The organism is Shewanella sp. SM32 (assembly GCF_025654235.1).
GTDB classification, from domain to species: Bacteria; Pseudomonadota; Gammaproteobacteria; order Enterobacterales; family Shewanellaceae; genus Shewanella; species Shewanella oncorhynchi.
This window is the reverse complement of the sequence record NZ_JAKKRO010000014.1, coordinates 60,490-77,398: the sequence shown is the minus strand read 5'-3', so window position 1 is coordinate 77,398 and position 16,909 is coordinate 60,490. Positions and strand designations below refer to the sequence as shown.

The following is a 16,909-nucleotide window of genomic DNA, read 5'->3' as shown; positions in this document are numbered from 1 at the left end:
ACTTAAGTCTTTGTTTACTGGCGGCAAATGTCAGCCGCCAAATCGAAATAAATGCTAATTTGCCTAAAGGAACGATTCGCCATAGGCCATAGGTTCAAGCTTAAAGTGGCTCGCAATAGATTGGCCGATATCGGCAAAGCTATTACGACGACCCATAGAACCTGCTTTCAATCCAGCGCCAAAGGCTAATACTGGCACATATTCACGAGTATGATCCGTACCTTGCCATGTTGGATCGCAACCGTGATCCGCCGTTAAAATCAGCAGATCGTCTTCACCTAATAATGCGAGCATTTCAGGCAAACGGGCATCAAAATATTCCAGCCCTTTGGCGTAGCCAGCAACATCACGGCGATGACCGTAGTGAGAGTCGAAATCAACGAAGTTAGTAAACACGATAGTGTTATCACCCGCAGATTTCACTTCGGCTAAGGTCGCATCGAAAAGTGCTTCTAAGCCGTTCGCCTTCACTTTTTTAGTGATACCACAGTAAGCATAAATGTCGGCAATCTTGCCCACACTCACCACTTCACCGCCAGCCTCTTTCAGCTTATCGAGTACAGTTTTTGCAGGTGGCGCGAGCGAATAATCCTTACGATTGCCGGTACGGGCAAAATCACTTGGACCAGTACCATCAAATGGACGGGCAATGACGCGACCTATGTTGTAAGGCTCTAACTCTTCACGGGTTATTTCGCAAAGACGATAAAGATTGTCTAAACCGAAGGTTTCTTCATGACAAGCGATTTGGAATACTGAATCAGCAGAGGTGTAGAAAATAGGCTTGCCAGAGCGCATGTGCTCTTCGCCTAACTCTTCTAAAATGGTTGTACCTGAGGCATGGCAATTACCTAAGAATCCATCCAGACCTGCACGGGCTAAGATCTTATCCGTCAGTTCTTTAGGGAAAGAATTTTGGTGCTCGCTGAAATAACCCCACTCGAATAGTACGGGCACGCCCGCCATCTCCCAGTGACCGCTCGGCGTATCTTTACCCGAACTTAACTCTTGTGCATGACCATAAGCACCAATCAGCTCAACATTATCGCCAAAACCGGGGGCAAAGGCGCCAGTACTTTCCATCGCTGCATGGCCTAAACCTAAGCGCGCTAAGTTAGGTAATTTCAGCGGACCTTCGCGGCCAATATCGGCTTTGCCTTCGGCACATGCTTTAGCAATATGACCAAAGGTATCGGAACCGACATCACCAAAGCTTGCTGCATCAGCAGAAGCACCGACTCCAAAGGAGTCCAACATCATAATAATGGTACGTTTCATAATTCTTCCTTAAAGATCCGATGCACGAATATAGGCATAGATCTCAGGTGTTTTTTCTGGAGCGGTTTCACCAATGTGAATCGCTTTTTTCACCGCAAGTTCAGCTTCCGCGAAGGCAGCTTCAGACTGTGCATGGATAACGGCAATCGGAGTCGATGAATCTACTTTATCGCCTAAAGCACACACTTGAGTTAAGCCAACACTATAGTCTAGTGCATCACCGGGCTTACGGCGGCCGCCACCTAAGGTCACAACCGCTAAACCTAATTCACGGGTATCCATGCTATAGGCATAACCTTGCATATCGGCAAAAACTGGACGAATAATTTGTGACTGCGGTAGGTATTTACTGTAGTTTTCAACAAAATCGACTGGACCACCAAGACCCGACACCATCTTGCCAAAAAGTTCTGCAGCGCGACCATTATCGAGCACACGATTCAGTTTAGCGCGAGCGTCGGCTTCATTGCTTGCAAGACCGCCCAGAAGCAACATCTCAGCGCAAAGACCCATAGTGACTTCATATAAACGCGGGTTACGGTAAACACCCGTTAAAAAGTCGATGGCTTCTTTCACTTCAACCGCGTTACCTGCGCAAGATGCAAGCACTTGATTCATATCGGTAAGCAAAGCTGTCGTTTTAGTGCCCGCGCCATTAGCAACAGCTGCAATACTGCGAGCTAATTCTTCCGATGCTTCATAGGTTGGCATAAAGGCGCCGCTACCGACTTTCACGTCCATCGCCAACGCATCTAAATTACAGGCTAATTTCTTAGACAAAATCGACGCAGTGATGAGGGAAATGGATTCAACGGTGGCGGTATTATCGCGGATAGAATAGAAACGTTTGTCGGCAGGAACGAGATCGCCTGTTTGGCCAATAATCGCCACACCGACTTCTTTAACCACTTTACGGAACAATTCACTTGATGGCTCAGTTTGATAACCCGGAATGGCATCAAACTTATCGAGCGTGCCGCCCGTATGACCTAGGCCACGCCCAGAAATCATAGGCACATAACCACCACAAGCCGCAGCCATAGGGCCAAGCATGAGACTAATCACATCGCCCACACCGCCAGTGCTGTGTTTGTCGATAACAGGGCCATTGAGTCCCAATGATTGCCAATTAAGTACAGTGCCAGAATCACGCATCGCTGTCGTTAAAGCGATTCTTTCATCCATATTCATGTCATTAAAGTACACAGCCATGCCTAATGCGGCAATCTGACCTTCTGAGACTGCGTTAGTAGTGATACCTTGAACAAAAAACTGTATTTCTGCGGAACTTAGCGCTAAACCATTACGTTTTTTACGAATAATCTCTTGAGCTAGAAACATGATACTGCCTCCAAGATAAGCACTAACAACCATGTCGCTAGTGCTTATCTTTGCAATGAAACATCAAAACTGTAGCAATATTACAAGTTCATACTATCGAAGTTTTGAGTTTGCCAAATAGATTTAGGTCACACTTAATTAGGCTCGCTATACGCTGATAGTATTAATCAGCGATAGTTTGCAATTAATAGCCTTGAGTCGGCTTAGGCGCATCAGCTAATTCTAGTGTGTGTAACAAGCTGTTAAGTAAACTTGAAGCACCAAATCTAAAGGTACGTGGTGAAACCCAATCAGCACCTAAAATACGCTCAGCAACACCGAGGAATTCAGCCGCTTGTGCAGCATCACGCACACCACCGGCAGGCTTGAAGCCTACTTGGGTATTCTTCTCGCTGATCACAGTTAACATGATTTCAGCCGCTTCAAGTGTGGCGTTTACAGGCACTTTACCAGTAGAGGTTTTGATAAAGTCAGCACCTGCATCGATTGAAAGCTCTGATGCACGGCGGATAAGTGCAGGATCAGCTAACACGCCAGATTCGATGATGACTTTTAACAAGACTTCACCACAGGCTTCTTTACAGGCTTTAACTAATTCAAAACCAATTGTTTCATTGCCTTCCATCAGTGCGCGGTATGGGAATACCACGTCAACTTCGTCGGCACCATAGGCAACAGCTGCGCGAGTTTCTAGCACAGCAATGGCAATGTCATCATTGCCATGGGGAAAGTTAGTCACAGTGGCGATTTGGATATCTTCAGCACCGATTTCATCTAACGTCTTGCGTGCAATCGGGATGAAACGTGGGTAAATGCAGATAGCGGCAGTATTGCCCGCAGCCGTTTTCGCTTTGTGGCACAGGTCGATCACTTTTTGATCTGTGTCGTCATCATTCAAAGTTGTTAAGTCCATTAACTCAATGGCGCGTTGTGCTGCTTTTTTTAAATCAGTCATAATAGCTCTCCAAAAATAAAAATTAAATGAATAGAAATCAGTCGCATAACAGCAACGCTTGAGAGGTGGCATTATTTTGATTATTTTTATATGGCCGGGCCTTCAGGCGGTGCCGAGTAATTTGCTTGTACAAACTACCTTGTTGTAGGTATTCAATCTTGCCTAAGTCATAAAGAGCAATAGGCATCCTGACACTTAAAATAACTTATAAGTGACCACGACTTGAATCCTTGAAGACCGGAAGAGAGGATACGAATAAAATCTTGCTCCTACTTTTCCGCGAAAAATCCATTTTAGCGCGAGAAAAACACAAACCTTTATATAAACCCGCTTGTTAGCCTAATAGGCTTAGATAAAGACTCATGGTAAAACTAAAGATGGAGCCGCATAATGCGGCTCCAACAAGCAATAATTACAAGAGATTAGAACTTGTAAGTTGCTGACAGGTAGTGTGACCAACCTGTTGATTCTAGAGCTAGAGCACCAGCACCATCTTCTAACAGATAAACGTCTTTGAAGCCTTTCAAGCCATAGCCCAGAGCATAACGATCTGAATGCCAGTATAGGCCGAAGAAGATGTTACCACCGTTTGACGTTTTTGGTACGAAAGCAGCTTGGTCTTCATCTGCACCGAATTGATAATCGATGTAACCTTGGAATGACAGGAAGCTCTTGTTATCAAAGAAGTAGAAAGGTTTGAACCAGTTAGCAGAGAACTGATATCCGTTCCACTCTTTAGCATTCAGGTCGTAGAAACCATATAGGTTCATACCTGTTTTGCCTAACCAAGGCACGTTTACATCAGCACCAACACCCCAGAATGAAGAGTTAACGCCTTCACCATTCAGACCGTCCCAGTTGAACAGAGTAGAGAAGTAAACTTCTTGAACTGGGCCAAAAGATAAGTCTTTACCAGTCAAAGCATCGATAGACACACGTGGAGCAAACTTCATGAAAATTTTGCTTGTGCCAGAACCTGGGTTCTTGTCACCGTTGCTGCTTGATTGGTTTGCTAAGTTGAATACGTCAACATAACCGTATAGATCGAATACGCCAGAACGACCGCCGAATTCCATTTCTAAATAGTTGTGTTGATCGCCTGTTGCTGGGTTATCTGGCTTTTCACCAATAGAGTACATAGCGTTGAACTGCATCCACTTATAATCAGTACCGTGAAGATCAGTACGATCAGCAGCAAATGCGTTGCCAGAGATTGCTGCTACTGCAGTAGCGGCTAAAGCTAAAGTTTTAACGTTTTTCATCATCAACCCCATTTATCTTGTTTGCTACCATCGAGGGTAGCGTTCTTTTTGTGGCGTTCGCATTCTACCTAGATTAAAAAAAATCTCAATAATCTAGCGTAAAATCACAAACACAAAATTCTTAATTGTGAACAAAGTCGCGACTTCTGCATTACGATTAATTAACGTAAGCGTAGACTCACGACATTTAAGACAGAATGACAGCTACACTTCGGTTGCATTCTGTGTCTTTCAATTGGAGAAACTATTCACTACAGGAATCACTACTGGAAAATGGTTGAATTAACTTAGGCCCTGCCCTGCATGGTCAGGACCCAGTTAGTGGGGTTTCCCCCTGCTGTTGTTACTTAGATAGCTAAGAACAAACCAGCAAGTGTTGCGCTCATTAAGTTAGCTAAAGAGCCGGCGATAACCGCACGAATACCCATTGTAGCTAAATCATGACGACGGTTAGGAGCCATAGCACCTAAACCACCAAGCAGAATCGCGATTGAAGACAAGTTAGCGAAACCACACAGAGCAAACGAAATAATCGCTTGTGTTCTATGAGTCATCACAGCTTGAGTTTCAGCAACGCATAACGGCAGGCCTTTAACAACTTCAGCAGCTACTGCTGTACAAGCCGTGGCAGCATCAGAGATATATGGAGCAAAGTTTAAGTAAGCAACGAATTCGTTAACAATGATCTTTTGACCGATGAAAGAACCTGCTACTAATGCTTCATTCCAAGGCACACCGATAAGGAATGCTAATGGCATAAACACATAGCCAAGGATCAGTTCAAGTGTTAAACCTTCAACGCCAAACCAACCACCCACACCACCAATAATGCCGTTGACCATAGCGATCAAACCAACGAAGGCTAACAACATAGCGCCTACGTTTAAGGCTAAATGCATACCAGATGAAGCACCTGCAGCAGCGGCGTCTAATACGTTAGCTGGTTTGTCAGGATCTTCTGGTAAATCGCTCATGTCATTTTTAGCTGCTTCAGTTTCAGGGTGCATCAGTTTAGCCATTAATAGACCACCTGGTGCTGCCATGAATGAAGCGGCAACTAAGTATTCGATAGGTACACCCATCTGCGCGTAACCAGCCAATACTGAACCCGCGATTGATGCCAAACCACCCACCATGATCGCAAACAGTTCAGACTGCGTCATAGTTGGAATGAATGGGCGAACCACTAATGGGGCTTCAGTCTGACCAACGAAGATGTTAGCAGTTGCTGACATAGATTCAGTACGGCTTGTGCCCAATGCTTTTTGTAAACCACCACCGATGATACGGATGATCCACTGCATAACGCCTAAGTAATATAGAACCGCAATCAGAGAAGAGAAAAACACAATAACGGGTAACACGTTAACTGCGAAGATAAAGCCAAGTTTGAAGTTAGCTAAATCACCAAACAGGAAACCGATACCGTTTTGTGCGTAACCAATAACGCTAGAAACCGCATCAGACATTCCTTTCAGAATGTCTTTACCAACAGGAATATACAGTACAAAACCACCGAAGGCAGCTTGGATAGCTAACGCGCCGCCCACTGTACGTAAATTAATTGCTTTTTTGTTATTCGATAGGAGGAAACCTATCGCAAGTAGGGTGACCACCCCTACTAAACTCATTAATATATCCATTAACCATCACCCTATTGTTAACACTTTTTAATTATGTTGTTAATCAACCTATTTCCGAGTCAGATTATACCCGAGGCAAAGTCGAAAATCGTCGTTTTGATCATATTTTTGGAGTTTAATTTCAATCGCTTAGTGCAGAATGCTAGTGCGACCTACACCTGTTTATTTAAAAACAGCTAAAGGTCAAACAGTTGCATTGCATTCGACACCAAGTGTTCTGATATTAGAACACTTGATTTTTTTTGCAAATTGGCAATTTTGTCTATAAAAAGAACAAGGTTAGCGGGCTGGTTACGTTTTTCAGTAACATTTATCGGTGTCATTGCTGGAGAGTCAGTCTCAAGTATGAAGTGCTGAAGTGGTAATTCGCTGACAGTTTTAAGCAATTTTTTGGCATTAGGGTTCATAATCAAACCACCAATTCCCAGCTTAAAACCTAATTTGATATATTCCAGTGCAATTTCAGTACTGCCAGAAAAAGCATGTATCACACCGCCTCTAGGCAATTGATACTTTTTCAAACACCCTAAAACCTCTGAATGTGCTTTTACGCTATGAATAATAACTGGCAGATTAACGGACTTAGCTAAAGCTAATTGTGCCTCAAAAAATGCGAGCTGCTGAGACCACGTTGAGGAATAGAGCTTATCTAAGCCACATTCACCAATAGCAACAAAGCGAGGACATTCTAGTAACGCCGAAACTTGAGATGTTAATGCTAAGATCCCAGCATCAACATCCTCTGGACAAAACCAAGGATGAATACCGAGGGCAAAATAAGTTTGGTATTGTTCGGCAACGGCAAGCTGTTTGTGCCAGTGCCGCGGGGACACACCAGGAATAATCAGATTATCTACGCCAACACTGTGCATTCGCAACACCACATCGTCACGGTCAACATCAAACTCAGCAAAATCCAAATGGGCGTGGGTATCAATCACAGCAAATTCCTCACTCTGCGGTCGATTTACCAATTGAATGAAGTTCGGGTGGCGATACCGTTGTGTCAACCACCAAAGCTTTAACGCATTTTACCGCTAATGGAGGATCTTCAAGGCGCGGCATGCAACAGCGACGATTTTCAGGTGTCAGCCCCATTCGGTCGCACCAATGAATATAAGCCTGCCATGTTTTTGTGATCCAATTCGCCATCATTTACATCCAGAACCGATTTTTAGTTTTCATTAGATACAAAAATGGCGGTGAATTCACCGCCATTTCAACAACTATTCTAAACCGAACCCTATTAGTGTTCGCGGGTTTTCGCAAACTCAATATCAGGATATCTTTCCATCGAAAGATTCAGGTTAACCATAGTTGGTGCTATATAGGTTAGGTTATCGCCACCATCGAGTGCTAAGTTTTGACTACACTTACGGCGGAACTCTTCAAGCTTACGCTCATCCTTACAATAAACCCAGCGAGCGGTAGACACGCTAATACCTTCGTAAATAGCTTCGACGTTATATTCACTCTTCAGACGACCAACAACCACTTCAAACTGCAGTACACCCACAGCGCCAACAATCAAATCGTTAGTATCAATTGGGCGGAATACTTGTACAGCACCTTCTTCAGATAACTGTACTAAGCCTTTTAAGAGTTGCTTCTGTTTAAGCGGATCACGCAGACGAATACGGCGGAACATTTCAGGGGCGAAGTTAGGTACGCCAGTGAAACGGAATTTTTCACCTTGGGTAAACGTATCGCCAATACGGATAGTGCCATGGTTATGTAAACCGATGATATCGCCTGGGTAAGCTTCTTCAGCACGCTCACGATCGCCCGCCATAAAGGTCAATGCATCGCTAACGTTAACATCTTTACCAATACGCACATGGTGCATTTTCATGCCTTGCTCGTAACGGCCAGAACACACACGCATAAAGGCGACACGGTCACGGTGTTTTGGATCCATGTTTGCTTGGATCTTGAACACGAAACCGGTGAATTTTTCTTCATCAGGCATGATAACGCGTGTATCGCTTTCGCGCGGTAATGGCTTAGGTGCCCACTCGACGATGCCGTCAAGAATATGGTCCACACCAAAGTTACCTAGCGCAGTACCGAAGAACACTGGCGTCAACTCGCCTTTCAAGAAAGCTGCATGGTCAAATTCATGCGACGCACCGCGCACTAATTCCATCTCATTGCGCAAATCAGCGGCATAACTGCCAATCGCTTTCTCAAGATCAGGATTATTAATGCCTTTAATTACACGACGCTCTTGGATCGTGTGTCCCATACCGCCTTGATACAAGACCACTTCATCACGCAGTATGTGGTAAATACCTTTGAACTCTTTACCGCTGCCAATAGGCCAAGTAATAGGTGCACAGGCAATATTCAGCACGCTTTCGACTTCATCCATCAGATCAATAGGATCACGGATATCGCGGTCGAGTTTGTTCATAAAGGTCACAATCGGCGTATCACGCAGACGTGTCACTTCCATCAACTTGATAGTACGGTCTTCAACACCCTTAGCAGAGTCGATCACCATCAAACATGAGTCAACGGCCGTCAGAGTACGATAAGTATCTTCAGAGAAGTCTTCGTGACCAGGCGTATCGAGTAGGTTAACAAGGGCGCCACCATAGGGAAATTGCATGACAGACGTAGTAATAGAAATACCACGGTCTTTCTCCATTTCCATCCAGTCAGACTTAGCATGCTGACCCGATTTTTTGCCTTTAACCGTACCCGCTTTCTGCAAAGCGTTTCCGAATAACAGCACTTTTTCGGTAATGGTTGTTTTACCCGCGTCGGGGTGCGATATGATCGCGAAGGTGCGACGTTTATCGACCTCTACTTTATTGCCTGACATGTTAACCTATGCACTTGTATCGCTAAAAAGGCGCAAATTATAGCGCCTCAGTTCGAGCTTGGCTAGGCAAAGCCCGAGATGAACTCGGGCTGAGAGAGGTTATTTTGTGGCTTCGAGCAAACCTTTGACTTTGGCGAGTTCAATACGCGCATATCTATGTTCGACAAAATCATAGATATTGGTTGCCAATGCTAAGCGAAAATAGTTTGCAGCATCTTGATATTGCTTAGTTTCTATCGCCATTTTTGCAAGGTAAAAATAAGCTTCGCATAAACGTTCAGCATATTCTTTCGGATAAGTTAAGCCTACTTTAGCCGCAGAAAACACCTCGTCACGGCTTTTTTTACCTAAATAATAATCGACGATAACGGTCGCCCAAGCATCATTTTCTAAATTCTGACGATGCTGCGCTAACTGTTTTTTAGCTTCAACGGAGTCAGCTTTCAAATCAATCAAATACAACCATAATGCCCGATAACCGTCTTTATTATCGCCGGCATAAAACGCCTGCATATCTTTAGTCGCTAAATCAATACGGTCACCATAGTACAAAGCAATACCGCGATTCAAATAGGCATAATCATAATTAGGTGCTAACTCTAATACGCCATCGAAGGCTTCATAGGCGCTGTCGTATTCACCTTCTTGGGTGTAATAAATTCCAAGGAAATTATAGGCATCAGCGAGATCAGGCTGAAGTTTTAACGCTTGCATAAAATCAATCCGTGCGAGCAGTCTTAAGCCTACACTGTCGTAAATCACACCACGATCGTAATGAAATCTAGCTCTCTGTTCATTCGTCAGTTCGACCGTAGCCAAAATCTCGTTGAGTTTTGCCAGTGTCACTTCGACTTTATAATCAGGCATGACAGGCGCGACAACCAATTTACCTTCAACATCATTATGGTTATCTAAAGGAGACTGGGTGGTTGCGCATCCGGCTAACAACAGACTGGCACTCGCCAGCACAGCAACGACAGCGGTTCTAATTTTAAGACTCATCCATTTCTACCTTTTTAGATTCCCAACATACGCAGAAGAATCTTCATGATAGCAATCCCACCACAGGACCGCTATTAGGGAATTAAGATTAATAGTGACTTTCTTAATGCCAAAACAAAAAAGGAGATCATTTGATCTCCTTTTGATGCAATCACTTAGAAAGTGTGTGCCTATAAATAAGTCAAAGACTCATTATTCAGCAGCAGCTTCTTTCGTTTGTGCTTCTTTAATTGACAGACGTACGCGGCCTTGACGATCCACTTCCATCACCTTAACGGCAACTTCTTGGTTCAGCTCAAGGTGATCAGACACGTTAGCAACACGTTCATCACTGATTTGTGAAATGTGTACTAAACCGTCTTTGCCCGGCAGAATGTTCACGAATGCGCCGAAATCAACGATACGGATAACCTTACCATTGTAGATACGACCCACTTCAACTTCTGAAGTGATTTCTTCGATACGACGGATAGCTTCTTTAGTTGCTTCGCCGTTTGAAGAAGCGATCTTCACAGTACCATCATCTTCCAGTTCAATCGTAGTGCCCGTTTCTTCGGTCAGAGCACGGATAACTGCGCCACCTTTACCGATAACGTCACGGATTTTTTCTGGGTTGATCTTAATAACTGTGATACGTGGAGCGTGATCAGAAATATCATCACGGTGTGAACCAATCGCTTGATCCATCACGTTCAGGATATGTACACGTGCACCATAGGCTTGTTGCAGTGCGATATCCATGATTTCTTTAGTGATACCTTCGATCTTGATATCCATCTGCAGTGCAGTAATACCATCACGCGTACCCGCAACTTTGAAGTCCATGTCACCTAAATGATCTTCATCACCTAAAATGTCAGAAAGAACAACGAAATCATCGCCTTCTTTCACTAGACCCATAGCGATACCCGCTACAGAAGTCTTGATAGGTACACCGGCATCCATCAGCGCGAGAGAAGTACCACATACTGACGCCATAGAGCTTGAACCGTTAGATTCAGTGATTTCAGATACAACGCGTACGCTGTATGGGAATTCAGCCGCTGAAGGCATAACAGCGTTAATACCGCGCCATGCTAACTTACCATGACCGATTTCGCGGCGCTTAGGTGATCCCACCATGCCTGTTTCACCAACAGAGTATGGAGGGAAGTTATAGTGCAGCATGAAACGGTTAGTGCGCTCACCCATGATGCTGTCGATCTTCTGTGCATCACGTTCAGTACCTAAAGTACAAGTGACTAACGCTTGAGTTTCGCCACGAGTGAACAATGCGCTACCGTGAGTACGTGGCAATACGCCCGCTAACACACTTAAGGCACGGATCATGTCTGGTTCACGACCATCAATACGTGGCTCGCCACGGATGATGCGACCACGAACCACTTTCTTCTCTAAGCTACCCAGTAAGTTGTCAACTTCACGTAAATCAACGCTTGGATTGCTCGCTAACAAGGCTTCTTTTGCTGCTGCTTTTACAACAGAAACTTGAGCATAACGATCTTGTTTAACTTGGATTTTATACGCATCACCTAAACCAGCTTCAGCAAGCTCTTTGATTTGGGCGACTAAATCGGCATCTTGCGTTGGTGCAGTCCAATCCCAAGTTGGTTTACCGGCTTCTGCTTTAAATTCAGCAATCGCCTTGATAACCACTTGTTGTTGATCGTGACCGTAAACTACAGAACCTAACATCACTTCTTCTGGTAATGCTTGGGCTTCTGATTCCACCATTAATACTGCACCAGCAGTACCAGCAACCACTAAGTTCAGTTGGCTGGTTGCAAGTTGTGCAACACTTGGGTTCAACACGTATTCGCCATCAATGTAACCCACACGTGCAGCACCTAAAGGACCGCTGAATGGAATACCAGAAATAGCCAGTGCCGCAGAAGTACCGATCATGGAGATGATATCTGGCTCGATTTGTGGATCGACAGATACTACGGTAATGATAACTTGAACTTCGTTTTTGAAACCATTAGGGAAAAGAGGGCGAATTGGACGGTCGATCAGACGAGCGATTAATGTCTCATCTTCTGAAGGACGGCCTTCACGCTTAAAGAAACCACCAGGAATTTTACCCGCTGCGTAGGTTTTTTCTTGATAGTTAACAGTCAGAGGGAAAAAGTCACGGCCTGCATCTGCATCTTTTTTACCGACAACAGTGACTAACACTGTCGTGTCACCCATACTCGCTAAAACGGCTGCATCAGCTTGACGCGCTATAACACCTGTTTCCAGGGTGACTGTATGTTGACCATACTCAAAACTCTTTACAATAGGATTCACGTGACCCATTCCTTAATTAATGACCTTGAATTACGCGCGTAAGTATACTGCAATTCGGATCAATAGATAAAGAGCAGATAATGATGACAAATACGTAACTTTTCACTAAAGTGGTTAAATCAACAAAGAGTTGCGGTTTATATTGATACGGAAAATCTCGCCGATGGTGAATAATTATCATGAAGGATGCGCCCGATGACAGGCCGTTTTAAGTCACTGACGTGGAAACAAACTAACCTAGTCGTATTTACTGCCCTATTTTTTGCCATTGCCATTTTTATTGTTGAAATCGCTTTAGTCGTCGTATCAACCAAACAACAACTCACGACCACTCAGCAAGAACTCCTTGATTCAGTTGAACAACCTGCAGCAAATGCCGTATGGGCATTAGATGATAATTTAGCCCGTCAAACTTTAGAGGGTGCCATCAAAGTCGAACATGTTGGCTCGGCGGTGATTGAGCTGGACGATGGCTCAATGTTTGTTTCTGTCAGTAATAATAAGCAGAATAACTCACAGACTTTTATCAGTTTAAGTAATAAATTATTTGATGATCTCAAAGAAATTTCTCGTCCTTTGTATAGGCCTTTTTATTTTGAAGGTACCCAACAACAGCAACTCATTGGTACATTAACGGTTTTCTACGATACCCAAGAACTAACAAACACCCTCTTCTCGCAGTTAAGATTTAGTTTTTTTGCTACTCTCGCTCGTGCACTCTTACTCACCTTAGTGCTGTCCGTGGTATTCCATCGCTTCCTGACTCAGCCTATCGCACGCATCAGTGAGGCCATCGATAAGATCGAACCCGACTCTCCGGATGAAAATCTCTTACCTATGTCCAACGCACACAAGGATGATGAACTCGGCCTAGTGACCTCGAAATTCAACCAAATTCTTATCCAATTTAGCCAAACCCAATCCAAACTGCGCAAAATGGCGACCCGAGATCCGCTAACGGGTTTACCTAACCGCACATTATTGCTTGAAACCATCGCAGTCACTATCCAACGCTCGCGAGTACACAAACGCAGCTTTGCATTGATGTTTATCGACTTAGACCGTTTTAAGAATATCAACGATTCCCTTGGCCACGCATTAGGCGATCAATTCCTCGCTCGTATCGCCCGCATTCTCGAACGATTCGTTGGTGATAAAGGCACAGTTTCCCGCTTAGGTGGCGATGAATTTGTTATTCTGGCCGATACAGTTCACACCCCAGACCAAGCAGCAGATTTTGTAGATAAGCTACTGATCCAGCTCAATGTCCCGATTCAATTAAATGAACATGCAATTCATCCAGCGGCATCGATTGGGATTTCTATTTATCCCGAAGACGGTAACAGCGCTGAAGATTTGATCCGTCACGCTGACATTGCCATGTACAGCGCGAAAGCTGCAGGCTCGAATCAATGGGCCTTCTTCAAACAACAGATGACAGAGCGAGCAGCAGTTCGTTTACGCACTGAAGCATCTTTACATGATGCGTTAAAAAACAATGAATTTTTACTGTATTTCCAACCGAAACTTGATCTGCAAACAGGCAAAGTTATCGCCTGTGAAGCCTTGATCCGTTGGCAAAAAGACGGACGACTCATCAGCCCCATTTCCTTTATTCCCGTCGCGGAAGAGACCGGTATCATCATTCCTATAGGTCGTTGGGTGATAGAGCAAAGCTGTAAAGTACTTAGGGAATGGCAGAAAAAATATAACTATGCCATCCCAATTGCGATTAATGTTGCCTCACAGCAATTTGCCGATGCTAGTTTAGTTCCCGATATCAAACAGATGGCATTACGCTATCAAATCCAACCCGAGTTGCTGGAAATTGAAATCACTGAAACCTCGTTGATGAACGACATTGAACTCGCTATCGCTAAGCTTGAACAATTGAAATCAGCCGGATTTGGTATTGCAGTCGATGACTTTGGCACAGGGTATTCTTCACTCTCTTACCTGCGCCATTTGCCTATCACTACCATGAAAATCGATCGTTGTTTCGTTTCCGATCTACCAGGGGATAGCGCAATTGCATCGACCATTTTAATGTTGGGAAAGCAGCTTAATTTGACCATTGTGGCCGAAGGTATTGAAAACGAGCAGCAATTGGATTGGTTGAAAGAAAATCAGTGCCAAGTCGGCCAAGGTTTCTATTTTAGTCAACCTCTACCCCAAGCAGAATTTGAAGCGCTGTATATAGCAACACAAACAGCAACAATAAGTAGTCTTGATGGTTTACGTGGGGCTTAGGATACTTACATTGGCACTTAATCAATTCGATGCTTAATCACATTAAGCTAAGCATAACGGACCTAAACGTTAGACTGATTTTGGCTGTAACTTCTGTATATCTCTCGTTTGCACAATAAATATTCTGTTGAATTTTAGGCAATAAAAAAGGAGGCTAAGCCTCCTTTTTCACGTTAGTCGACGCGAAATTAACGACGTAGACCTAACTTTTGGATCAGAGCAGTGTAACGTGCTAAATCAGTACGTTTCAGGTAAGCAGTTAACTTACGACGTGAGCTAACCATACGTAACAGACCACGACGTGAGTGGTGATCATGAATGTGCTCTTTGAAGTGATCTTGCAAATGGTTGATTTGCGCAGTTAACAAAGCAACTTGAACTTCAGTTGAACCAGTGTCGTTTTCACAACGGCCAAAATCAGCCAAAATTTTTGCTTTTGCTTCAGGACTTAGTGACATGTATATCTCCAAATAAATAATATGAATCTCTAGCCGATCACTAACTCAGCCAGAGGGCGCGCTATTTTACCCATAAACCCACCCTAGCGCAATAAAAGGCGGGGACTAATGCATCAACTAATTTAATCATTTGTCGATGGATAGCGGGCTAATGCGTTTCTGCAGGTTCGTCATGGATAACAATGAGTCGTTTCGGCGCTAATAAGCCATCTTCGTTCATTGTGCCAATCCCCACAAATCGGCGAATGTCACCTAAAGTGATACGTACCAACTCATCGGTTTTCAAATCTGCATTAACTGGTACTCGAACCGCTTGACCTTGCATTAAGTAAGGAGCTATCGCATCCGGCACATTCACCTCTGGAAAATCGGCCACGGCCGTGTCCATAGGCAATAACAGAGGGTCGAGTAATACGCTCGGATCTATCTGTTGTTCATGTGCTTGAGCAACTAGCGTTTCAAGTTGTTCTAAAGTGACCATTCTGGCATAGGGATACTGTGCAACTTGGGTGCGGCGCAGCATAATCACATGGGCGCCACAACCGAGCATCTCACCGAGATCGTCTATGATAGTGCGAATATAAGTGCCCTTAGAGCAATGAATGTCTAAGGTCAGCTCATCGCCTTCAAGACCGATGAAATTTAGCTCAAATACCGTAATAGGGCGAGATTCACGCGGCACTTCTATGCCTTCACGGGCATATTTATACAGGGGCTGACCCTGATATTTCAGCGCGGAATACATAGAAGGCACTTGCTGAGTTTCACCACGGAAGAAATCAAGCGCAGTTAATAGCTGCGCCTCGGTAAAATCAATGGCGCGGGTTTGCACCACTTCACCATCGGAATCACTGGTATCTGTCCGTTCGCCAAGCTTTGCAGTGACTAAATAGCGTTTATCGGCATCCAATAGATGCTGAGAAAACTTAGTCCCTTCGCCTAAGCATACAGGTAACATACCTGTCGCTAACGGATCGAGTGCGCCCGTATGCCCAGCTTTATTCGCATTAAAAAAGCGCTTTACCCTTTGCAATGCAAAGTTAGAACTCATGCCAGTGGATTTATCCAGCAGCACTATCCCATCGATAAAACGACCTTTTGGACGACGAGCCATTAATCTTTACCTTCCGTTTCATCTGCGTCATCAGCAATATCATCACCTAAGACTTCATCTTCAACCGATGCGTCTTCGCTGCCAAATTGCTGTTGCTTCGCTTTGTCTTGGTTGATCACTTGGCTAACTAAGTTAGACATGCGCATACCTTCAACTAGCGAGCTATCGTAGATAAAACGCAGTTCAGGCATGACACGCAGCTTCATACGACCCGCCACTAAAGTGCGGATATAAGGAGCTGCGCTGATCAAAGCGTTTAGCTTTTCTTGAACGACAGCTTTGTCTTCTTCAAAAAAAGTCACAAACACTTTGGCATAGCTGAGATCGCGAGAGACGTCGACGTCATTCACAGTCACAAAGCCAATACGAGGATCTTTCATGTCGCGCTGTAGCACTTGAGCAAGTTCTTGCTGAAGCTGCTGAGCGATTCGACGAGTACGACTGAATTCTTTTGCCATAATATTTCTTACCATAGCTTAAATTGATA

Annotated in this window: 14 protein-coding genes; 1 reads left to right on the top strand and 13 read right to left on the bottom strand. The window is 44.3% G+C overall.

Going from position 1 to position 16,909, the window contains the following annotated elements:
• Positions 1 to 63: 63 nt before the first annotated feature.
• From L5M10_RS08085 to pnp, 10 genes are all read right to left on the bottom strand, one after another.
• A complete protein-coding gene (locus L5M10_RS08085; protein ID WP_263146910.1) occupies positions 64 to 1,278 on the bottom strand; it encodes a phosphopentomutase in 1,215 nt (404 codons plus the stop codon).
• 9 nt (positions 1,279 to 1,287) lie between these two features.
• Complete coding sequence (gene deoA / locus L5M10_RS08080) at positions 1,288 to 2,619, bottom strand: thymidine phosphorylase (protein WP_263178727.1); 1,332 nt, start codon at positions 2,617 to 2,619, stop codon at positions 1,288 to 1,290.
• Between the two features lie 184 nt (positions 2,620 to 2,803).
• Entirely contained in the window at positions 2,804 to 3,574 is a 771-nt protein-coding gene (gene deoC, locus L5M10_RS08075) for a deoxyribose-phosphate aldolase (protein ID WP_006086931.1), read from the bottom strand.
• 422 nt (positions 3,575 to 3,996) lie between these two features.
• Positions 3,997 to 4,836 carry an outer membrane protein OmpK gene (locus L5M10_RS08070; protein ID WP_113939307.1) on the bottom strand — a complete coding sequence of 280 codons (840 nt, stop codon included), beginning with the start codon at positions 4,834 to 4,836 and terminating at the stop codon, positions 3,997 to 3,999.
• 347 nt (positions 4,837 to 5,183) lie between these two features.
• A complete protein-coding gene (locus tag L5M10_RS08065; RefSeq protein ID WP_105251707.1) occupies positions 5,184 to 6,479 on the bottom strand; it encodes a NupC/NupG family nucleoside CNT transporter in 1,296 nt (431 codons plus the stop codon).
• A gap of 176 nt (positions 6,480 to 6,655) precedes the next feature.
• Positions 6,656 to 7,420, bottom strand: coding sequence for a TatD family hydrolase (locus L5M10_RS08060; RefSeq protein ID WP_173497507.1), 765 nt, complete (start codon positions 7,418 to 7,420; stop codon positions 6,656 to 6,658).
• Between the two features lie 10 nt (positions 7,421 to 7,430).
• The gene (locus tag L5M10_RS08055; RefSeq protein ID WP_173497506.1) at positions 7,431 to 7,634 is read right to left on the bottom strand and encodes a hypothetical protein; all 204 of its coding nucleotides are present in this window, start codon (positions 7,632 to 7,634) and stop codon (positions 7,431 to 7,433) included.
• Positions 7,635 to 7,725: 91 nt separating this feature from the next.
• The gene (prfC, locus tag L5M10_RS08050; RefSeq protein ID WP_105251704.1) at positions 7,726 to 9,306 is read right to left on the bottom strand and encodes a peptide chain release factor 3; all 1,581 of its coding nucleotides are present in this window, start codon (positions 9,304 to 9,306) and stop codon (positions 7,726 to 7,728) included.
• 99 nt (positions 9,307 to 9,405) lie between these two features.
• Positions 9,406 to 10,308: a lipoprotein NlpI gene (gene nlpI, locus L5M10_RS08045; protein WP_168822816.1), complete on the bottom strand. Its 903-nt coding sequence runs from the start codon at positions 10,306 to 10,308 to the stop codon at positions 9,406 to 9,408.
• A 192-nt stretch (positions 10,309 to 10,500) separates the two neighbouring features.
• Entirely contained in the window at positions 10,501 to 12,600 is a 2,100-nt protein-coding gene (pnp, locus tag L5M10_RS08040) for a polyribonucleotide nucleotidyltransferase (RefSeq protein WP_105251702.1), read from the bottom strand.
• A 195-nt stretch (positions 12,601 to 12,795) separates the two neighbouring features.
• Between pnp and L5M10_RS08035 the strand changes: the two genes are divergently transcribed.
• Complete coding sequence (locus tag L5M10_RS08035; protein ID WP_105251701.1) at positions 12,796 to 14,850, top strand: putative bifunctional diguanylate cyclase/phosphodiesterase; 2,055 nt, start codon at positions 12,796 to 12,798, stop codon at positions 14,848 to 14,850.
• A gap of 188 nt (positions 14,851 to 15,038) precedes the next feature.
• On the opposite strand, the gene rpsO is transcribed toward L5M10_RS08035, so the two are convergent.
• The 3 genes from rpsO to rbfA form a co-directional block, all read right to left on the bottom strand.
• Complete coding sequence (rpsO, locus tag L5M10_RS08030; RefSeq protein ID WP_028761447.1) at positions 15,039 to 15,308, bottom strand: 30S ribosomal protein S15; 270 nt, start codon at positions 15,306 to 15,308, stop codon at positions 15,039 to 15,041.
• A gap of 148 nt (positions 15,309 to 15,456) precedes the next feature.
• Complete coding sequence (gene truB / locus L5M10_RS08025; protein ID WP_113939302.1) at positions 15,457 to 16,422, bottom strand: tRNA pseudouridine(55) synthase TruB; 966 nt, start codon at positions 16,420 to 16,422, stop codon at positions 15,457 to 15,459.
• Positions 16,422 to 16,880, bottom strand: a complete 459-nt coding sequence (gene rbfA / locus L5M10_RS08020; RefSeq protein ID WP_105251700.1) for a 30S ribosome-binding factor RbfA — start codon at positions 16,878 to 16,880, stop codon at positions 16,422 to 16,424. The genes truB and rbfA overlap by 1 nt, the downstream gene beginning before the upstream one ends.
• Between the last annotated feature and the right edge of the window lie 29 nt (positions 16,881 to 16,909).